The sequence below is a fragment of the Geopseudomonas sagittaria genome, assembly GCF_900115715.1.
Taxonomy (GTDB): domain Bacteria; phylum Pseudomonadota; class Gammaproteobacteria; order Pseudomonadales; family Pseudomonadaceae; genus Geopseudomonas; species Geopseudomonas sagittaria.
Genome location: NZ_FOXM01000003.1, coordinates 35,974 through 56,560, shown reverse-complemented (window position 1 = coordinate 56,560; position 20,587 = coordinate 35,974). Strand labels below are relative to the sequence as shown.

16 protein-coding genes are annotated in these 20,587 nt (G+C 68.1%); 13 read left to right on the top strand and 3 right to left on the bottom strand.

Going from position 1 to position 20,587, the window contains the following annotated elements:
* Positions 1 to 64 precede the first annotated feature (64 nt).
* Positions 65 to 1,492: a mechanosensitive ion channel family protein gene (locus BM297_RS04470; RefSeq protein ID WP_092429278.1), complete on the bottom strand. Its 1,428-nt coding sequence runs from the start codon at positions 1,490 to 1,492 to the stop codon at positions 65 to 67.
* 363 nt (positions 1,493 to 1,855) lie between these two features.
* Here BM297_RS04470 and BM297_RS04465 point away from each other — a divergent pair, with 363 nt between their 5' ends.
* The 12 genes from BM297_RS04465 (at position 1,856) to BM297_RS04410 (ending at position 14,695) form a co-directional block, all read left to right on the top strand.
* Entirely contained in the window at positions 1,856 to 2,746 is an 891-nt protein-coding gene (locus BM297_RS04465) for a VOC family protein (protein ID WP_092428735.1), read from the top strand.
* An 11-nt stretch (positions 2,747 to 2,757) separates the two neighbouring features.
* Entirely contained in the window at positions 2,758 to 3,636 is an 879-nt protein-coding gene (locus BM297_RS04460) for a CoA transferase subunit A (protein ID WP_092428733.1), read from the top strand.
* A gap of 12 nt (positions 3,637 to 3,648) precedes the next feature.
* Positions 3,649 to 4,461, top strand: a complete 813-nt coding sequence (locus BM297_RS04455) for a CoA-transferase subunit beta (RefSeq protein WP_092428731.1) — start codon at positions 3,649 to 3,651, stop codon at positions 4,459 to 4,461.
* A 10-nt stretch (positions 4,462 to 4,471) separates the two neighbouring features.
* Positions 4,472 to 5,395 (top strand): enoyl-CoA hydratase, encoded by a 924-nt coding sequence (locus tag BM297_RS04450; RefSeq protein WP_092428729.1) that lies wholly within the window; start codon positions 4,472 to 4,474, stop codon positions 5,393 to 5,395.
* The gene (locus tag BM297_RS04445; RefSeq protein WP_092428727.1) at positions 5,392 to 6,498 is read left to right on the top strand and encodes an NAD(P)H-dependent flavin oxidoreductase; all 1,107 of its coding nucleotides are present in this window, start codon (positions 5,392 to 5,394) and stop codon (positions 6,496 to 6,498) included. Before BM297_RS04450 ends, BM297_RS04445 begins: the two co-directional genes overlap by 4 nt.
* A 32-nt stretch (positions 6,499 to 6,530) precedes the next feature.
* Positions 6,531 to 7,283 (top strand): enoyl-CoA hydratase family protein, encoded by a 753-nt coding sequence (locus BM297_RS04440; protein ID WP_092428725.1) that lies wholly within the window; start codon positions 6,531 to 6,533, stop codon positions 7,281 to 7,283.
* A gap of 9 nt (positions 7,284 to 7,292) precedes the next feature.
* A complete protein-coding gene (locus BM297_RS04435; RefSeq protein ID WP_092428723.1) occupies positions 7,293 to 8,456 on the top strand; it encodes an acyl-CoA dehydrogenase family protein in 1,164 nt (387 codons plus the stop codon).
* Positions 8,457 to 8,466: 10 nt separating this feature from the next.
* On the top strand, positions 8,467 to 9,525 hold the full coding sequence (locus tag BM297_RS04430) for an acyl-CoA dehydrogenase family protein (protein ID WP_092428721.1): 1,059 nt from the start codon (positions 8,467 to 8,469) through the stop codon (positions 9,523 to 9,525).
* A 3-nt stretch (positions 9,526 to 9,528) separates the two neighbouring features.
* A complete protein-coding gene (locus BM297_RS04425; RefSeq protein WP_092428719.1) occupies positions 9,529 to 10,680 on the top strand; it encodes an acetyl-CoA C-acetyltransferase in 1,152 nt (383 codons plus the stop codon).
* 142 nt (positions 10,681 to 10,822) lie between these two features.
* Entirely contained in the window at positions 10,823 to 11,701 is an 879-nt protein-coding gene (locus BM297_RS04420; RefSeq protein WP_092428717.1) for an SDR family oxidoreductase, read from the top strand.
* A gap of 95 nt (positions 11,702 to 11,796) precedes the next feature.
* Positions 11,797 to 13,455 carry a methyl-accepting chemotaxis protein gene (locus tag BM297_RS22270; protein ID WP_281250234.1) on the top strand — a complete coding sequence of 553 codons (1,659 nt, stop codon included), beginning with the start codon at positions 11,797 to 11,799 and terminating at the stop codon, positions 13,453 to 13,455.
* Between the two features lie 244 nt (positions 13,456 to 13,699).
* Positions 13,700 to 14,695: a helix-turn-helix transcriptional regulator gene (locus BM297_RS04410; RefSeq protein ID WP_092428715.1), complete on the top strand. Its 996-nt coding sequence runs from the start codon at positions 13,700 to 13,702 to the stop codon at positions 14,693 to 14,695.
* A gap of 181 nt (positions 14,696 to 14,876) precedes the next feature.
* Here the strand turns inward: BM297_RS04410 and BM297_RS04405 are convergent, their stop codons facing one another.
* Both BM297_RS04405 and BM297_RS04400 read right to left on the bottom strand, forming a co-directional pair.
* Positions 14,877 to 16,556 (bottom strand): arylsulfatase, encoded by a 1,680-nt coding sequence (locus BM297_RS04405; RefSeq protein ID WP_092428713.1) that lies wholly within the window; start codon positions 16,554 to 16,556, stop codon positions 14,877 to 14,879.
* Between the two features lie 84 nt (positions 16,557 to 16,640).
* On the bottom strand, positions 16,641 to 17,849 hold the full coding sequence (locus BM297_RS04400; RefSeq protein ID WP_245768215.1) for an OprD family porin: 1,209 nt from the start codon (positions 17,847 to 17,849) through the stop codon (positions 16,641 to 16,643).
* 384 nt (positions 17,850 to 18,233) lie between these two features.
* On the opposite strand from BM297_RS04400, the gene BM297_RS04395 reads away from it, so the two are divergent.
* Positions 18,234 to 20,519, top strand: coding sequence for a tetratricopeptide repeat protein (locus tag BM297_RS04395; RefSeq protein WP_245768206.1), 2,286 nt, complete (start codon positions 18,234 to 18,236; stop codon positions 20,517 to 20,519).
* Positions 20,520 to 20,587 lie beyond the last annotated feature (68 nt).

Genomic DNA, 20,587 nt, shown 5'->3' with positions numbered 1-20,587 from the left:
ATGAGCGGGGCCTGGTGTTTCCTCGGCACGGCGGCGCGCCCCCGCATACGGGGCGCAACCGGCATCAGGAATGCCGCAGCCAGCTGAGGAAGCCGCCTTTCTTGATCGCTACCGGCTTGTGCAGTAGCAGCGAGGCGCTGGCTTGCTGACGGAATTTCTGCAGCTTCGATAGCGCGCTACCAACCTCCGTGCGCTCCTTGAGGCACGCCTGGATCATGTCCTGGTCGATGCGATAGATCACGCTGGAAGTCAGCGCCGTGAACCGGGCCTGGGATGGCGCACCGAGCGTGACGCCTTCTTCCCCCATGACTTCCCCCGGCCCCATGCGCCCAGCCTCGACGAATCTATCTCCATCCGGTATCGAGGCGGATACCACACCCGTGCCGATCACCAGCAGCTGGTCGGTGGCTTCGCCGAACTCCAATACAACCTGGCCGGCGCTGAACTGCTGCGGGACCAGCTGCTGGCTGAGGCGGTCCTTCTCTTCGGCGTCCAGCGAGCGGAATATTTTCACGTCATCCAGCAATCGGCGTGGCCGGCTGGTCGGCACCTCAAGCTGGTGTTCGCCGGTCGGAACGCCGGCCGCCCTGAGGTGGCGGTAGGCCAGGTCGAACATCAGGTTGCGGGTTTCGACCTTGTCGGTTTCGGTGCTGACAAAACCACTGGCCTCGTACTCCACCGAGGTGAGGTCGGAGCTTTTGATCGAAACCTTGGCCTTGGGCGTCGGCAGCAGCGCACTGACCCCCTGAAGGGTCTTGTGCAGCGCATCCAGCACCAGGCGTGGCCGGACCTGGGCGGGCACGGTCACACTGATGGCGATATTACTGATATTGGCAGAGCGGTTGAGGTTGAGAATCTTGGCTTTGGCCGCTACCGAGTTGGGAATCACCAGGGTGCCGCCCTGGCTGGTCAGCAGATGGGTGGCGCGCCAGTCGATCTCGACGACCTTGCCCTCGGTGCCATCGATGGAAACCCAGTCATCCAGGCGATACGGTTTAGTCGTGTTGAGCACGATGCCGGAGAACACGTCGCTCAAGGTGTTCTGCAGCGCAAGACCGACGACGATGGCGACCACCCCCGAGGTCGCGAGCAGGCCTTTGACCGGCAGCTGCATGACGTAGGCTGCCGCAGCGACTACGGCGGCGAGGAATATCGCTGCGCCCAGGACATCCTTCAGCAAACGGCCGGCATGCCCGCTGCGGGGTATCAACAGCAGACCCAGCACCACGGTGAGGGTTCGGGCGCAGAGTAGCCACCAGGCGATGCCAAGCACGGTACCCATCATGCTCAAGGAGGCTTCCGTCCAGGGCGGCGGCTGCATCGGGCTCATGCCGGCCTCGAAGATCACCACACTGTAGACGGTGAAGAACACCAGCCGCAGGAGCACCCGCCAGACCTTGCGATCCACCGGCAGCAGACGCCAGCAGGCGAGGTCCGCAAGCAGGAGGCTGACGGCGAAGATCATGGGGTGGTTGTGAATCGCTGTGAGCATGAAGCTCTCCTGCATGATTTTCTTCCGAATTAAGGCGAGCCGAAGAGTCCCCCGACCCGCTCAGGATCGCCTGGAGGGACCCGGCGAAACGCCGGTCCCCAGCGGGGCGAGCAATCCGAGCCTCTTCTGGCGCTGGGGATGGGGGCCAGAATAACCGGTAGACCATGCGTTGGTGGCCTGACCACCAAGATACACATGCTCTAGCCAAAACCGGCGATGCAGGCCACGCCGCCCCCTGCAGTTCCCCGCCACCTCCAGGCCTGCTGCCCCTTCCCTTGCTTAGTCTCAACGGACGATGAGGCGCTGGCGCGGCCTGCCCACAATCGGCTCCAGTCATGAAACGACCATTTCAGGAGCAGGGGCATGATCGACATCCGTGGACTGAGTTACTTCGTTGCCCAGGTCGGCAATCTCGGCGACTGGCAGTGCTACGCCGAGGACGTGCTGGGCATGCCGACCAGCCCCGCGCCGGGCGGCGGCCTGTACGTGAAGATGGACGAGCGGCCGTTCCGCATGCTGGTGGTCGAGGGCGACTCGCCGCGCTACCTGGCTTCCGGCTGGGAGCTGGCCGGCGAGAAGGCCTTCCGCCAGGCCATCGCGGTGTTCGAGGCCAAGGGCATCGCCTGGCAGCCGGGCAGCGCCGAGGAGATCGAGCAGCGCGGCGTGCAGGCACTGGCCATCGTCGTCGATCCGGCGGGCAACCGGCATGAATTGAGCTGGGGTCATCGCTCCGACTGCCTGCCGTTCGTCTCGCCGCAGGGCGTGCCGCGCTTCCTCACCGGCGACATGGGCCTCGGCCACACCGTGCTGCCGGCGCCGAACTTCGACGCCACCCTGGCCTTCGTCACCGAGGTGCTCGGTTTCGAGGTCTCCGACATCTTCAACTTCCGTCCGGACCCGAGCGCCCCGGCGACCCGCATCCACTTCCTGCACTGCGCCAACGCGCGCCACCACAGCCTGGCGCTGGCCGAGTACCCGGTGCCGAGCGGCTGCGTGCACGTGATGGTCGAGGTCGACTCGATGACCGAGGTGGGCCGCGCCCACGACCGCATGCAGGCCCACGGCGTGCCGCTGTCGGCGACCCTCGGTCAGCACCTCAACGACCGCATGACCAGTTTCTACATGAAGACCCCCTCGGGCTTCGATCTGGAATACGGCTACGGCGGCCTGCAAGTCGACTGGGCCGAACACAGCGCCTTCGAGTTCACCCGCGTGAGCATCTGGGGCCACGACTTCTCCGCCGGCCGCGAATAAGGAGTACAGCGATGAACAAGCAACTGACGGCGGCCGATGCGGTCGCCCAACTGCGCGACGGCATGACCGTCGGCTTCGGCGGCTGGGGCCCGCGGCGCAAGCCGATGGCCATCGTCCGCGAGATCCTCCGCTCGGACGTCAAGGACCTCACCGTGGTCGCCTACGGCGGCCCCGAGGTCGGCATGCTCTGCGCGGCCGGCAAGGTGAAGAAGCTGATCTTCGGCTTCGCCACCCTCGACGCCATCCCGCTGGAGCCGTGGTACCGCAAGTGCCGCGAGGCCGGCCAGCTCACCGAGCTGATGGAACTGGACGAGGGCATGTTCGAGTGGGGCCTGCGCGCCGCCGGCATGCGCCTGCCGTTCCTGCCGACCCGCTGCGGCCTGGCCACCGACGTGCTCACCCACAACCCCGAGCTGAAGACCGTGCAGTCGCCCTACGCCGACGGCGAGGTGCTGCTGGCCATGCCGGCGCTCAACCTCGATGTGGCCTTCCTGCACGTCAACGACGCCGACCGCCTGGGCAACACCCTGGTGACCGGTCCGGACCCGTACTTCGACCATCTGTTCGCCCGCGCCGCCCAGCAGTGCTTCGTGTCCTGCGAGCGCCTGCACGAGCGCTTCGAGCTGACCGCCGCACAGGCGCGCTTCAACACCTTCGAGCGCTACCTGGTGACCGGCGTGGTGCACGCACCCTACGGCGCCCACCCGACTTCCTGCCCGTCCGACTACGGCTGGGACATGAGCCACTTCAAACGCTACGTCGCCAGTGCGGCGGAAGAGGGCGGCTGGCAGGCCTACGTCGACGAGTTCGTGACTGCCGGCGAGCTGGCTTACCAGGACAAGAACGGCGGCGCCGAGCGCCTGGGCAAACTGCCCCTGCCGGTATTCTGAGGAGGATGCGCGATGACCGATACCTGTGATTTCACCCTGGCCGAACTGCTGATCGTCGCCGCCTCGGAAGCCTGGCGCGGCAACGGCGAGGTGCTGGCTTCGGGCCTGGGCGTGATCCCGCGCCTGGGCGCCAGCCTGGCCAAGCTCACTCATAGCCCGGAACTGCTGATGACCGACAGCGAGGCGTTCCTGGTCGAGGAGCCGATCCCGCTCGGCCCGCGCGGCGACTACGTGCCCAAGTACTCCGGCGGCATGAGCTTCGAGCGGGTGTTCGAGTGCGTGTGGGGCGGCCGCCGCCACGCGATGATCGGCCCGACCCAGATCGACCGCTGGGGCCAGACCAACCTTTCGGCGGTCGGCGACTACCGCCAGCCGAAGATCGCCATGCTCGGCGTGCGCGGCCTGCCGGGCAACAGCATCAACCACATCAACTCGTTCTTCGTGCCCAGCCACAACAAGCGGGTGTTCGTCGCCGGCGAGGTGGACATGGTTTCCGGCGTCGGCTTCAAGCCCGAGCGCTGGGCCGAGGGCATGCGCCGCGACCTGATGGACATCCGCCGGGTGGTCAGCGACCTCTGCGTGATGGACTTCGAGGGGCCGGACCGCGCGGTGCGCGTGCGCTCGCTGCACCCGGGGGTGAGCTTCGAGGAAGTGCAGGAAGCCACCGGCTTCCCGCTGCTCAAGGCCGACGGCCTGGGCGAGACCGCGCATCCGACCGCCGAGCAGCTGGCGATCATCCGTCGCCTCGACCCGCACGACCTGCGCGCCTCCGCCCTCAAGGGCAATCCGCCCGGCATCCGTGCCGCCACCGTGGCCCAGGCCTGAGGAGTCCGCCATGAGCGTCCCGAGCAGCGACAGCGAATTCGTCACCCGTGCCGACGCCTCGGTCTACGAGACCGACACGCCGGTGCTCTATGCGGTGGCCGACGGCATCGCCACCCTGACCCTGAACCGTCCGGGGTTCAACAACGCGCAGAACTCGCAGATGACCTACGCCCTCGACGCGGCCCTGCGCCGCGCGGTGGACGACGACGCGGTCAAGGTCATCGTGCTGTGCGGCGCCGGCAAGCACTTCTCCGCCGGCCACGACATCGGCACGCCGGGACGCGACATCAACAAGCCGTTCGAGCGCGCCCACCTGTGGTGGGACCACACCAACAAGCCGGGCGGCGAGTACCTGTACGCCCGCGAGCAGGAGGTCTACCTCGGCATGTGCCGGCGCTGGCGCGAGCTGCCCAAGCCGACCATCGCCATGATCCACGGCGCCTGCATCGCCGGCGGTCTGATGCTGGCCTGGGTCTGCGACCTGATCGTCGCCAGCGACGATGCCTTCTTCCAGGACCCGGTGGTGCGCATGGGCATTCCGGGGGTGGAGTACTTCGCCCACCCCTACGAGATGAACCCGCGCATCGCCAAGGAATTTCTCATGTGCGGCGACCGCATGCCGGCCAGCCGCGCCTACGAGGTGGGCATGGTCAACCGCGTGGTGCCGCGTGACGAGCTGCAGGCGACCACCTATGCGCTGGCGGCGAAGGTCGCCGCCCAGCCGCGCATGGGTCTGGCGCTGACCAAGCAGGCGATCAACCACGTCGAGGATCTGGCCGGCAAGCGCACCGCGATGGACGCGGTGTTCGCCTGGCACCACTTCGCCCACGTGCACAACGAGCTGCTGTCCGGCGACAAGCTGGGCGGCTACGACGCCAAGGCCATGGCCAAGGCCAACAAGCAGGCCGCGGCCAGCGAAGGGGAAAGCGCATGAGTGCCCTGCTGCAGACGCCGCTGACCGAGGCGCTCGGCTGCCGCTATCCGATCGTGCAGACCGCGATGGGCTGGGTGGCCGACGCCAACCTGGTGATCGCCACCACCCGCGCGGGCGGCTTCGGCTTCCTCGCCGGGGCGACCATCCCGGCCGCCGAGCTGGAAGGCGAGATCCGCAAGGTGATCGCGGCCACTGGCGGCAGCAACTTCGGTCTCAACTTCCACATGTTCCAGGAAAACGCCGCGCAGTGCGTGGACCTGGCGATCAAGCACCGCCTGCGCGCGGTCAGCTACGGCCGCGGCCCGGACAAGCAGACCATCGCCCGCTTCAAGGCCGCCGGCGTGCTGTGCATTCCCACCGTCGGCGCGCTCAAGCACGCGCAGAAGGCCGTTGAGCTGGGCGCAGACATGATCACCATCCAGGGCGGCGAGGGCGGCGGCCACACCGGCGGCGTGCCGACCACCATCCTGCTGCCGCAGGTGCTGGATGCGGTGAAGGTGCCGGTGATTGCCGCCGGTGGCTACTCCACCGGCCGCGGCCTGGCTTCGGCGCTGGCCGCCGGCGCCGCCGGCATCGCCATGGGCACGCGTTTCCTGATGACCAGCGATTCGCCCACTCCCAAGGCGACCCTGCAGCGCTACCTGGCGGTCAACGACCCGCAGCGCATCCGCGTCACCCTGGCGGTGGACGGCATGCGCCACCGGATGATCGACAACCCGTTCATCAACCGCCTGGAAGGCGCCGGGCCGCTCGGCCGCCTGCGCATCGCCCTGGGCAGCGCCTGGCAGTGGAAGCAGCAGACCGGCATGAGCTTCGGCCACATGCTCGGCGTGCTGCGCCAGGCGCTCAAGGAAGACCCGGGCGCGGTGTCGCAGACGGTGATGGCCGCCAACCAGCCGGTGCTGCTGCAGCGCTCGATGGTCGACGGCTTCCCCGACGAGGGCATCCTGCCCAGCGGCCAGGTGGCCGCCGCCATCGGCGAGCTGCAGAGCTGCCAGCAACTGATCGACGAGATGGCCGCCGAGGCCGAACGCTGCCTGGCCGCGCTCTGTGCCCGCCAGGCCGCGGCCGATGCCGCGCCGGCGTGCACCACCACGAATTGAACCTGCCCCTGCCGATTGAGGAGACAACAACAATGAATCAGGCATTCATCACCCGGATCGACGCGGGCATCGCCGAACTGACGATCGCCAAGCCGCCGGTCAATGCGCTGGACAGCCAGGAATGGCTGGGACTGGCGCGCTCGATCGACGAGCTGGGCGCCAACCCCGAGGTGCGCGTCATCGTCATCCGCGCCGAGGGCCGCGGCTTCTGCGCCGGGGTCGACATCAAGGAACTCGACGCCCATCCCGAGCGCATCGTCGCCGTGAACAAGGGCAACTACGAGACCTTCCGCGCCGTGCACCGTTGCCCGGTGCCGGTCATCGTCGCGGTGCACGGCTTCGTCCTCGGCGGCGGCATCGGCATCACCGGCGCGGCCGACATCGTGGTCGCCGCCGAGTGCGCCACCTTCGCCCTGCCGGAAGTGGACCGCGGCGCCATGGGCGGCGGCGCCCACCTGCAGCGCCTGTTCCCGGTGCAGAAGGTGCGCTACCTGTTCTTCACCGGCGACAAGATCGGTGCTCGCGAGGCAGCCCAGTACGGCTTCATCGAGCGCGTGGTGCCCAAGGAGCAGCTGCGCGAGACCGCGCTGGAGATCGCCGCGAAGATCGCCGCCAAGAGCCCGGAGATGATCCGCATCGCCAAGGAGGCGCTCAACGGCATCGAGGACGGCAACCTCGAAGACAAGTATCGCTGGGAGCAGGGCTTCACCCTGCAGGCCTACACCAGTCCGGACTCGGCGGAGACCCGCCGGGCCTTCGTCGAAAAGCGCGACGCCAAGTTCTGAGGACGCACCATGGACCTTGCCTATACCCCGAAACAACAGGCCTTCCGCGCCGAGGTGCGGGCCTGGCTGGCGGACAACCTGCCGCGTGAGCCGCTGGCCAGCTACGACACCCGCGAAGGCTTCGAACAACACCGCGAATGGGAAAGCCGCCTGTTCGACGCCCGCCTGTCCATGGTGATGTGGCCGGCCGAGCTGGGCGGGCGCGGCTGCGACCTCACCGAATGGCTTATCTTCGAGGAGGAGTACTACGGCGCCGGCGCACCGATGCGCGTCAACCAGAACGGTCAGCTGCTGCTCGGCCCGACCCTGATGGAGTTCGGCACCGAGGAGCAGAAGAAGCGCTTCCTGCCGCGCATGGCCGCCAGCGCCGACATGTGGGCGCAGGGCTGGTCGGAGCCGAATGCCGGCTCGGACATGGCGGCGATCACCAGCAAGGCGATCCGCGACGGCGACCACTACGTGCTCAACGGCCAGAAGACCTGGTCGACCCGCGCGATCTTCGCCGACTGGCTGTTCGGCCTGTTCCGCAGCGATCCAGGCTCCAGCCGCCACCACGGCCTGTCCTTCCTGCTGGTGCCGCTGGATGCGCCGGGCGTGACCATCCGCCCGATCAAGGCGCTCAACGGCAAGGACGCCTTCGCCGAAGTGTTCTTCGACGACGTGCGCGTGCCGGTGGACAACCGCATCGGCGCCGAAGGGCAGGGCTGGCACGTGGCGATGGCCACCGCCGGCTTCGAGCGCGGCCTGCTGCTGCGCTCGCCGGCGCGCTTCCAGTACACCGCGCGCAAGCTGGTCGAGCTGTACCGCGCCAACCAGGCCAGCGCCGACCGCGACCCGAGCATCCGCGAGGCGGTCTGCGAGGCGTGGATGGCCGCCGAGGCCTACGCGCTGTCCGCCTACCACACGGTCGGCCGCCTGGCCCGCGGCGCGCGCATCGGCGCCGAGTCGAGCACCAACAAGATTTTCTGGTCCGAGCTGGACTTGCGCATGCACGAGACCGCCATGCGCATCCTCGGCGCCCGCGGCGAGCTGCTCGCCGGGGCCCCCGAGAGCGGCGACGACCACGGCTGGCTGGAAGGCTTCCTGTTCGCCCAGGCCGGGCCGATCTACGCCGGGACCAACGAGATCCAGCGCAACATCATCGCCGAGCGCATGCTCGGCCTGCCGAAGTAAGGGGCGGATCATGGACTTTACCTTTACCGACGACCAGCTCGCCTTCCGCGAGGCGGTCAGCCGCTTCCTGATGACCGAAGCGGCCCCCGAGATGCTCCGCGACGTCTGGGAAACCGATGCCGGCCGCTCTCCCGAACTGCGCAACAAGATCGCCGAGCAGGGTCTCACCGGCCTGTCGGTACCCGAGGACTGCGGCGGCCTGGGCATGGACGACGTGGCCTGGGCGCTGATGACCCAGGAGCTGGGCTACTACGCGATCCCCGACTCGCTGGCCGATACCGCCTACGTCGCCAGCGGCCTGCTCGCCGGGCTCGGCGATGGCGTGAGCGGGCGCGCCGACTGGCTGGCGCAGGTCGCCGAGGGCAGCATCCGCATCGCCGTCGGCCATCCGGTCAACCCGCTGGTGGCCGACGCGCACCTGGCCGACCTGCTGCTGCTCGCCCACGGCGACGAGGTGCATGCCGTGCCGCGCCCGCTGGCCGACGTGATCGCCAATCCGAGCATCGACGCCTCGCGCCGTCTCAGCCAGGTGGTGTGGGAGCCGAGTTCGGCGACCCGCGTCGCCGCCGGCGAGAGTGGTCGCGCGCTGTGGGCGCAGACCCTGGACCGCGGCGCCCTGGCGGTGGCCGGGCAGTCGCTGGGCCTGGCCCAGCGCATGCTCGACCTGTCGGTCGACTACGTGGCCCAGCGCAAGCAGTTCGGCAAGCCGATCGGCAGCTTCCAGGCGGTCAAGCACCACCTGGCCGACGTCGCCACCCGGATCGAGTTCGCCAAGCCGGTGCTGTATCGCGCCGCCCACGCCCTGGCGCAGGGTGCGCGCGACGCCGCGGTGCATGTCTCCCACGCCAAGCTGGTGTGCGGCGAGGCGGCCTGGCTGGCGGCCCGTCACGGCATCCAGGTGCACGGCGCCATGGGGTACACCTGGGAGGTCGACCTGCAGATGTTCATGAAGCGGGCCTGGGCGCTCGACGCCTCCTGGGGCGACCGCGCTTTCCACAAGTCCCGGGTGGCCGGTTTCGTGCTGGCCGACGGCGCCCCGCTGGGGCCGGGCAACACCTTCGAGGAGTAACCCATGGCTGAAGCCTATATTGTCGATGCCCTGCGCAGCCCGACCGGCAAGCGCAAGGGCGGTCTGTCCCACGTGCACGCCATCGACCTCGGCGCCCACGTTCTCAAGGCGCTGGTCCAGCGCAACCCGATCCCGGCCCACGAGTACGACGACGTGATCTTCGGTTGCGTCGACACCATCGGTTCGCAGGCCGGCGACATCGCTCGCACCAGCTGGCTGGCCGCCGGCCTGCCGCTCAACGTGCCGGGCACCACCGTGGATCGCCAGTGCGGTTCGTCGCAGCAGGCGCTGCACTTCGCCGCGCAGGCGGTGATGAGCGGCACCCAGGACGTGGTCGCGGTCGGCGGCGTGCAGACCATGACGCAGATCCCGATCTCCTCGGCGATGCTAGCGGGCCAGCCGCTCGGCTTCGCCGACCCGTTCTCCGGCAGCAAGGGCTGGCAGGCGCGCTTCGGTGACCAGCCAGTCAACCAGTTCTACGCCGCCCAGCGCATCGCCGATCACTGGCAGCTCAGCCGCGCGCAGATGGAGGCCTTCGCCCTGGAGAGCCACTGCCGCGCGCTGGCCGCCATCGCCGGTGGCCGCTTCACCCGCGAGATCGTGCCGCTGGAAGGCGTCTGGTACGACGAGACGCCGCGCGAAACCACCCTGGAGAAGATGGCCAGCCTGGAGCCGGTGGGCGCGGAGTACCCGGCGATCACCGCGGCGGTATCCAGCCAGACCTGCGACGCCTCGGCGGCGCTGCTGGTGGTCTCCGAGGCGGCGCTCGAGCGCTACGGCCTGACTCCGCGGGCGCGTATCCACCATATCAGCGTGCGCGGCGACGACCCGATCTGGCACCTCACCGCGCCCATCGAGGCGACCCGCCATGCCCTGAAGAAGGCCGGCATGACGATGAACGACATCGACCGGGTGGAGATCAACGAGGCCTTCGCCTCGGTGGTGATGGCCTGGGCCAAGGAGCTGGACTACGACCCGGCGCGCACCAACGCCAACGGCGGCGCCATCGCCCTCGGCCACCCGCTGGGCGCCACCGGCGCGCGGCTGATGACCACGCTGCTGCACGAACTGGAGCGCACGGGCGGCCGCTACGGCCTGCAGACCATGTGCGAGGGCGGCGGCCAGGCCAACGTGACCATCATCGAAAGGCTGTGAGACCACGCCCCGTAGGGTGGGTTAGCCGCGCAGCGGCGTAACCCACCGGTGCGACCGACCAATACGCCGGGCCTCGTCCCGGATGGTGGGTTACGGCCTGCGGCCTAACCCACCCTACGTTCTACCGGATAAGGAAAAAACCATGGCTATCTGTGCAGGAAGAACCGTGATCATCACCGGCGCCGGCGGCGGGCTGGGCCGCGCCTATGCGCTGGCCTTCGCCGCCGAGGGCGCCAACGTGGTGGTCAACGACATCCGCCAAGCCGCCGCCGACGACGTCGCCGGCGAGATCCGCGCCGCCGGTGGGCAGGCCATCGCCAACGCCGACGACATCACTCGCCTGGAAAGCGCCCAGCGTATCGTCGACGCCGCGCTGGCGGCCTTCGGCGAGGTGCACGTGCTGGTCAACAACGCCGGCATCCTGCGCGACCGCATGTTCCTCAGCCTCAGCGAAGAGGACTGGGACCTGGTCATGCAGGTGCACCTCAAGGGCCACTTCTGCCTGGCCAACATCCTCGCCCGCCGCTGGCGCGACCAGGCCAAGGCCGGCCAGCCGGTCGACGCGCGGATCATCAACACCAGCTCTGGCGCCGGCCTGCAGGGCTCGGTGGGGCAGTCCAACTACTCCGCAGCCAAGGGCGGCGTCGCCGCGCTGACCCTGGTGCAGGCCGCGGAACTGGCCCGCTACGGCATCACCGCCAACGCCCTGGCCCCGGCGGCGCGCACCTCGATGACCGAGAGCGCCATGGCCGAGGTGGTGAAGAAGCCCGAGGATGGCAGCTTCGACCTGTGGGCGGCGGAGAACGTCGCGCCGCTGGTGGTCTGGCTGGGCAGCGCGCAGTCGCGCCACGTCACCGGCCAGGTGTTCGAGAGCCAGGGCGGGCGCATCTCCCTGGGCGACGGCTGGCGCACCGGGGTGACCCGCGACAAGGGCGCGCGCTGGCTGCCGGAGGAGATCGGTGCCGCGGTCGACGCGATCCTCGCCGAAGCGCCCAAGGCGCAGAAGGTGTGGGGGACCTGAGGGAGCGGTGAATGTCGCGACGCCTCGGCCTGGTGGCCGGGGCGTCGTTCATTTTGGCCTGGAGAGCATGCATGGATTGGTTGAGACGACAGACAGTGGGCACCAAGTTGGTCTGTGGATTTTTTCTGGTATCGCTGATCGGCGCCTTCGTCGGTCTGCAGGGCATTATGAAGGCCGCGCAGCTGAAGGAGCTGGCGTCCCTCATGTACGAGCGCGAGGCCACCGGCCTGCGTCATGCCAGCGAAGCGAACAGCCAGTTCTTGGCCGCGGCCTCGGCCATTCGCAGCGCGATCCTGACGGCGTCGATCGAGGAGCGGCAGGAGTATCTGAACGAGCTGGATGAACACCTGGAGCTGATACGCAGCGAGATGGCCAGGGCCGGGGAAACCTTCGTCAGCGAGGATGACAAGACGCGGCTCGGCTATCTGCTGGAGGTGCAGGCGGAATTCGAGCAGAACATCAAGGATGTGGTCCGCCGCCTCGACGGCGAAGATGTGCCCTATCCGCGCTCCTCGACCGAATACCTGCTCACCTCCATTCGGCCGGTTGCCGACCAGGCTACCGAGATGATGACTCAGCTGGTCGAGAGCAAGATGGGCAACGCCGCCGAACTCAGCCATCAGACCGACGAGATCTACGCCGACATCCGTCTGCTGATGATCGGCCTGACCGTCGCTGGTCTGCTGGCCGGTGTGCTGATCGGCGTGCTCCTGACCCGCGGCCTGACCCGCCAGCTGGGCGGCGAGCCGGCCGCGGTGGCCGATCTGGCGACCAGCATCGCCAATGGCGATCTCACCGCGCGCATCGACATGTCGCGGGCGTTGCCGGGCAGCGTGACCCACGCGATGCAGCGGATGCAGGGTTCGCTGACCCAGCTGGTCGGTTCGGTACGCGCTAGCAGCGAGAGCATCGCCAGCGGCTCGGCGCAGATCGCCAGAGGCAACGTCGACCTGTCGGCGCGTACCGAGCAGCAGGCGGCCTCCCTGGCGCAGACGGCGGCCAGCATGGAGGAGCTGACCGCCACGGTGCAGCAGAATGCCGACAACGCCCGCCATGCCCGTGCGCTGGCCAACGATGCCTCGAGCACTGCGGAGCACGGCCGCGAAGTGGTGCACGGGGTGGTCGAGACCATGCAGGGCATCACCGACAGCTCGCAGCGCATCGCCAGCATCATCAACGTGATCGACTCGATCGCCTTCCAGACCAACATCCTCGCCCTGAACGCCTCAGTGGAGGCGGCGCGCGCCGGCGAGGAAGGCCGCGGTTTCGCGGTGGTGGCCGGCGAGGTGCGCAACCTGGCCAGCCGCTCGGCCTCCGCGGCGAACGACATCAAGGCACTGATCGAGGAGTCTACGCGCCGGGTCGAGGATGGCTCGCAACTGGTCGAGCAGGCCGGCAGGACCATGGCCGACGTGGTCGGCGCCGTGCGCCGGGTGGCCGACATCATCGACGAGATCTCGGCGGCCTCCCAGGAGCAGAGCCAAGGCATCGCCCAGGTCAACGCCGCCGTCGCGCAGATGGAACAGGTGACCCAGCAGAACGCCGCACTGGTGCAGGAGGCGTCCACCGCGTCGCTCTCGCTGGCCGACCAGGCGCAGACGCTGCAGGAGGCGGTTGCAGTATTCCGGCTGGGCGACGAACCGCAGCAGCCGGATGCGTTGCCGCCGCGCGAGCTTCCCAAGCGCGAAGTCGTGGCGCCGGCAGTGGCTGCCAGGGCGTGCGGCGTCAGGGACGGGGCCTGGGAGACCTTCTGAGCGGCAGCCGACGAGCGCCGGGAAGGGCTCGCCGGCTGCCGGCGGCAGCATTGATCATCTGGTCGATAAGCTGACCGGTGCTCGCCGGAACAGGATTCTCTCGTGAGTCATGTAGTTGTGATTTTCGCTGGCGAATGGCAGTAGACTGTCCCGCGTTTGAACGCCAGCCCGAAAATAACAACAGAAGCCCCGCCCGAACCGCTCAGAGGGTATCGGCAGCCGGGGCGCATGAGAGGCTCTCGTGATGGACAGTCACGCCCATTCCCTTGCGACTCGCCCGGCGAGCGGCAGCTTGCCCTTCGCCGGGCGGCCCTGGTTGGCTTCCCGCGATCTGGAGGAGGTCGCGACGCTGCTCAGCAGTCAGGTCGAGGAACGCAGCCTGCAGCCCTGTCGACGCGGCCAGGCCGATATCCATTTCAACATGCAGGTCATGCCGCAGCTGAAGCTGTTCGGTGCCGAATGGGGACTCGAAATCGGGGTCCGCTCGATGCCACTGGCCAGCTGGCATGGCATCCTGCCCTTGCAGGGCGCGGTGAGCAGCCTTCCGGACGGGCAGTGCGCCGCGGCCGGGGAGCAGCTGGTGTTCACCCCCGGCCACGAGGTGGACGTGGTCTGGCACGAGGGGACGCAGGCGGTGGTGATCGCGCTGGATGCGTCATGCTTGTCCGATCATGTGATGCGCCACCATCAGCGCGAGGTGGCGCAGTTGCCTGCCCAGGCCCAACTGATCGGGCGTCAGCACCCGGCCCTGGTCAGCCTCGGCAACCTTCTCAGTCTGGTGGACAGCGAAGCGGGCCGTCCCTCGGGGCTGTTGGCGACCCCGATAGGCCAGCAACACCTGCAGCAGCTGTTCTGCGAGAACCTGCTGCATCTCATCCCTTCCCTGAGCACCCTGCCGCAGCGCAGCCTGCTGCCCGGTACCGTGAAGCGGGTGGTGGACTTCATCCATGCCCATCTTGACCAGCCGCTGTGCATCAGCCAGTTGGTCGCCGTCAGTGGCGCCAGCCGACGCAGCCTGGAACAGGCCTTCCGACAGAGCCTGGGCACCAGCCCGCAGCGCTATATACAGAGCTGCAGGTTGAAGGCTATCCGCGAACTGTTGCTGCGCCACCAGCCGGGTGAGTTGCAGTTGTCCGAGCTGGCTTTCCGTTGGGGCTTCGCCCAGCCCAGTCATTTCACCACGGCCTACAAGCAGGCCTTCGGGGAACTGCCGTCGCAGACTTTGTCTCGGCTTCCTTGAGTGGCAGGCGGATGCAGATCCCTGTGCGCCTGGCTGCCTTGCCGGTGCATCCGGTCGATGTCTTGGCCGCACGGTTACATGGCGATGGCTTCAGGAAGTGAAACACCCTGCCAGCGAGCAAGCCGGGCAGGGTGTCGGGTGAGCTTCTCGGCAGCCCCGGCGTTCCCGCCGGGGCTTTCGGTCATTGGCCTTGTTGGAAACAGTGATCGTACAGGCAGGTTTCGAAGCCGTACTTGATCTTTACCGGGCCGAGCAGCACGTTGTTGCGCTGCACATAGGCATCCCACTCCTGGGTCAGCTCGGCCAGCTTGGCCGGCTCCTGCTTGGCCAGGTCGTGGGCCTCGACCGGGTCCTTGGCCAGGTTGTACAGCTGCCACTGCGCGGAGCCGTAGGGCGCGGTCATCCAGGTCATCTTCCAGTCACCCTTGCGCAGGGCGCGGCGGCCGAACAGCTCCCAGCCGACGGCGCGCTCGGGCATCGCCTGGCCGTGCAGGCCGGGCAGCATGGACACGCCCTGCATGGGCTGCACCTCGCGGCCGCGGAACTGCGTGCCGGGATGCTCGACGCCGGCCAGTTCGAGGATGGTCGGCATGACGTCCATCACGTGGAAGAACTGGCCGTTCAGCTGGCCGGCCTGCGCCTTCAGGCTGGAGTGGCTGAGGATCACCGGCACCGTGGTGCCGCCCTGGCTGGTGAAGCCCTTGAAGAACGGGAACGGGGTGGCGCCCACCTGCGCCCACTGCGCGCCGTAGTCGATGTAGGAGCCCTTGCGGCCCATGTTCTCCAGGCTGTTGTCGAACTCCTTGGCCATCCATTCGCGGTTGCCCGGCAGGTCGATGGGGCTGTTGCCGTCGGCGCCGTTGTCGGACATGAACAGCACGAAGGTGTTGTCCAGCTCGCCGCTCTGGCGCAGGTAGTCGAGCATGCGGCCGATGTGATGGTCCATGTTGTCGACCATCGCGGCGTACACCTCCATGCTGCGTGCCTCACGCTGGCGCTGTTCCTCGGTGAGCTGCTCCCAGGTCGGCAGTCCTCCCTCCATCGGCGTGTTGGCGCTGACCCCCTTGGGCACGATGCCCAGCTCCTGCATGCGCTTCAGGCGCTGCTGGCGCAGGGCTTCGTAGCCTTCGGCGTAGCGGCCCTGGTACTTGTCGATCCACTGATCCGGCGCATGCAGCGGCCAGTGCGGCGCGGTGTAGGAGAGCACGGCCAGGAATGGTTTCTTTTCGGCCTTGTCGCTCTCGATGTAGTCGATCAGGCGATCGGTGTAGAACTCGCTGGAGAAGAAGCCCTTGGGCACCTCGACCTGCTTGCCGTCTTCGCGGTAGATGGCCTTGGGATCGACGCTGATGATCGCCTTCTGGTCGTCGAAGTGGCTGGCGCCGCCCTGCACCAGGATGAACGAGCGGTCGAAGCCGCGCGCCTTGGGGCTCAGCTCCTCGGTGCGGCCCAGGTGCCACTTGCCGGTGGTGTAGGTGTTGTAGCCGGCGTCCTGCATGACCTCCGCGAGGTTGGCGACCCGCTGGTTCAGATAGCCCTCGTAGCCCGGCTTGCCTTTCTGGTTCTCCTGCAGCAGCTCGCCCATGTTGCCGAGGCCGGCCTGGTGGCTGTCGGTGCCGCTGAGCAGCATCGAGCGGGTCGGCGAGCAGGTCGGCGCGGCCTGGAAGTTGGTCAGGCGCACTCCCTCGCTGGCCAGGGCGTCGAGGTTGGGTGTCTCGATCTCGCCGCCGAAGCTGCCCAGGTCGCTGTAGCCCATATCGTCGGCGATGATGATGAGGAAGTTGGGCTTCTCGGCGGCCTGACAGCTCAGACTGACAAGACCGGTGATGCAGAGCGCCACGCTCAGGTGCCTCAGGTTCATGGTGGAGTCCTTCTTTTTCTTGTTGTTGGTGGTGGCCATGGCTGGCCGGATCGCACTCGCGGTGTGTTTGGCGCGGCAGTCGATCTACCAGAGCTTCCAGGTGTAGGTGGCGATCAGCCGGTTCTCGTCGTAATCGCTGCCGTGCTCGAACTTGCTGTCGATGTTCATCCAGGCGAGGCCGACGCCCTTGAGCGGGCCGCTCTGCACCACGTAGTTCAGCAACAGGTCGCGCTCGCTCTCGCTCGAATCGCTGAGGTTGCCGCCACGGTCGATGCCGGTGCCGCGGAGGTAGCGGGTCATCAGTCGCAGCCCCGGCACGCCCAGCGCGGCAAAGTCGTAGTCGTAGCGTGCCTGCCAGGAGCTCTCGTTCGGCCGGATGAAGGCCACGGCCGACCAGTTCACCAGGAAGGGTTGCGGGGTGAAGCCGTTCAGGGTGGGGAAGGCGCTGTCGCCGAGCATGCGCTGGTAGCCCAGGCTGAAGGTGTGGCCGCCTTTTGTCAGGGCGCCCAGCAGGCCGTAGGAGCGATTGTCGATGTCGCCGTACAGCGCCTCGCCATCCTCGCGGTTGTCGTAGTAGCGCAGATCGGTCTTCAGCGAGTAGCCATCGCCGAGGGAGACGTTGTGGGCCAGGCCCAGGTAGTGCTGCTGGTAGATGTCTTCCAGCTGGCCGTAGAAGTAGGTGGCCGACAGGCCCGGGGTGAAGGCGTAGGTGCCGCCGGCGAAATTGAGCCCGTCGCTGGGGCGGCGCGGACCGTTGGGGCGGGTGAACAGGTACAGCTTCTCGTGATCGGAGGATTCGCGGGTGCTGATCTCGTTGAAGCGGCCGGCGGTGAGGCTCAGTCCGTCGATTTCCTGCGAAGCGACCTGGAAGCCGTGGAAGGTGCTGGCCAACTGGCGGGAGTCGTCGAAGTAGGCGACCGGCAGGCGCGGGCGGTGTTCGCCGACCGTCAGTTCCGTTTTCGAGTAGCGCACCTTGGCGGTCAGCGCCGAGCGGCCGTAGTCCTGCACCTGCTCGCCCTTGCTGTCGTCGTAGGGCAGCACGGTATCCGGTCCGCGCCCGCCACCGCCGTCCAGGCGGTAGGCGTATTGCGCCGAGGCATCCAGGCCGAACTGCAGGGGCCCTTCGGTGTAGCCGGACTGGAAGCGCAGGTCGAAGCCCTGGCTCCAGCTGCCCACCCGGGAGATCGGCGCGGCGTCGCCGCGGAAGTCGCGATCCAGATAGAAGTTGCGCAGGCCCAGGTTGAGCTGGCTGTCCTTGGCGAAGTCGGCGTGGGCCGCCAGCGGGCAGAGCATGCCGAGCAGGCTGGCGACCGAGATGCAGGTACTTGCCAGACTGATCTGGCGCGCTGGTTCGCAGCGCCTGATCTGGCCAGCAGCGCTCGGATCGCCGGGTCGAGTGGAAGCGAGTGAGGTCGTGACAGTCGGTGTCATGGAAAGCTCCGCAAGCATTTTTGTTGTTGTTTTGCCGAGCCAGTATTTCCAAGCCTGATTCCGTAGCGTTATCCGCTGCGCGCAACGGATATCGTCAAAGCGCAGCTATTCGCCGTGAGGGCTTTTCGCCGATCAGGCCTGCGGGCAGCATGGGGCTGCTGCTTGTGCCCCGAGCATGCCTGTCCTGGGATGAACGCCATGTCGAACGCTCCCCGCTCACCTTTCGCCAGCCGACGCAGCCTGAGCATGATCCTGCTGGCCGCCGGCCTGTCGTTGCTTGTCGGACTGACCTGCTGGCACCGCTTGGGTGTCGCCAATGAGAAGGGCGGCCGCGGGCCCGAGTTCGTCGGCAGCCAGACCTGTGCGGGCTGCCACGCCCCGCAATTCCAGGCCTGGCAGGGCTCGCAGCACGCGAAATCCATGCAACATGCCAGGCCCGGCACGGTGCTCGGTGATTTCGCCGACGCGACCTTCACCTATGCGGGGATCGAGTCGCGCTTCTACCGTCGCGACGGGCGTTTCTTCGTGCGCACCGACGGTGCCGACGGGCAGCTTGCCGAGTTCGAGGTCCGCTACACCTTCGGCGTCGAGCCGCTGCAACAATATCTGGTGGAGTTTGCGGACGGACGTCTGCAGGCCTTGTCCATCGCCTGGGACACTCGCCCGGCCAGTGCGGGCGGGCAGCGCTGGTTCCACCTGTACCCCGATGAACAGGTCGGGCACCGCGACGAGTTGCACTGGACCCGGCCTTCGCAGAACTGGAACTACATGTGTGCGGACTGTCACTCGACCGATCTGCGCAAGGGCTACGACGCCGCCACCGATACCTTTGCCACGCGCTGGGCGGAGATCAACGTCGGCTGCGAGGCCTGCCATGGCCCGGCCTCGAAGCATCTGAGCTGGGCGCGCGAGGGGGGCGGCGATCCTGGCAAGGGCCTGACGTTGCTTCTCGATGAACGCCGTGGCAGCGGCTGGCGCCGGGCCATCGAGCAGGTCACGGCGCACCGCGCGACGCCGCTGCAGGGGCGCAAGGAGCAGGATGTCTGCGCGCAATGCCACTCGCGGCGCAGCCAGATCGCCGAGGGCTACCACGCAGGCAAGCCCTTCCTCGATCACTACCGTCCGGCGCTGCTGCAGCCCGGCCTCTACCATCTGGACGGCCAGCAGCGGGAGGAAGTGTTCGTCTCCGCGTCCTTCGAGCAGAGCCGGATGCACGCGGCGGGGGTGACCTGCAGCGATTGTCATGAACCGCATGGCCAAAAGCTGCGCGCGGAGGGCAATGCGCTGTGCGGCCAATGCCACCTGCCCAGCCACTTCGACAGCCCCAGGCATCATTTCCACCCGGCGGGATCGCCCGGGGCCCAGTGCGTGAGCTGCCACATGCCGGAGTCCACCTACATGGTCATAGATCCGCGGCGTGACCACAGCCTGCGCATTCCGCGCCCCGATCTGAGCGCCCGACTGGGCACGCCCAATGCCTGCAACGCCTGCCACACGGAGCAGTCGGCCGAATGGGCGGCGCAGGCGATCCGCGAGCACCACCCGCAGCCGCTCGAGGGCTACCAGCGCTTCGCCGACGCCTGGGCGGCCGACGAGCGCAACCTGCCCGGTGCGTCCACGGCGCTGGCCAAGCTGCTGGATGACCCGGCGCAGCCGCCGCTGGTGCGCGCCAGCGCGGCCAGCCGCTTGCACGGGCATTCGGAAAGGGTGGCTTGGCCGGCGCTGCGCAAGGCGCTGGACGATCCGAGCCCGCTGGTGCGCCAGGCGGCGCTGGGAGCCTTCGAGTCGCTGCCGGCGAGCCAGCGCGGCGAGTGGCTGGCGCCACTGTTGAGCGACCCCGTCCTTGGCGTGCGCAGCGAAGCGGCGCGCCTGCTCGCCGACGTGCCCTTGCCGGAATCCCGGCAAGCCGACTACGCGCGTGCGCTGGGTGAATACGAGGCCGCGTTGCAGTTGGATGCCGACCGTGCCGACGGGCGCACCGCCCTGGCCCGCTTGCGCAGTCGTCAGGGGCGTGCGGCGGAGGCCGAGACGCAGCTTCAGGCGGCGCTGCGCCTGGATCCTCTGTATCAGCCGGCCTATCTGGAACTCGCCGAGCTGCAGCGCAGCGCCGGGGGCGAGTCCCAGGCCGAGGCGGTGCTGCGCCATGGGCTGGCACAGCGGCCGCAGGCGGCGCTGCTGCACTACGCGCTCGGGCTTGCTCTGGTGCGTCAGCGGCGCAGCGGCGAGGCGCTCGAGCGCTTCGAGCAGGCCCGGCAACTGGCCCCCGAAGATCCGCGCTTCGCCTATGCGCTGGCCCTGGCCTTGCGGCCAAGCTCGCCGGAGCGGGCGCTCGCGGTGGTCGAGCAGGTATTGCGCGAACACCCGCATGAGTCCGATCTGCTCTGGCTTGCCGGCGTCTACAGCCTGGAGCAGGGGCGACCAGCCGCAGCTGCGGCCTATGCCGAGCGGCTGCTGGTGGTCAGTCCCGGTTCGCCCAAAGCCATGGCGCTGTTGCAAAAGGCCAGAAGCCGCAGTGCCGGGGGTGATTCATAGCCTGGACAGGCCTGCTGCCGAACGCCATCCCCCGTCCGTTTTGACGATGTGACGCCCCCGATCGCCCC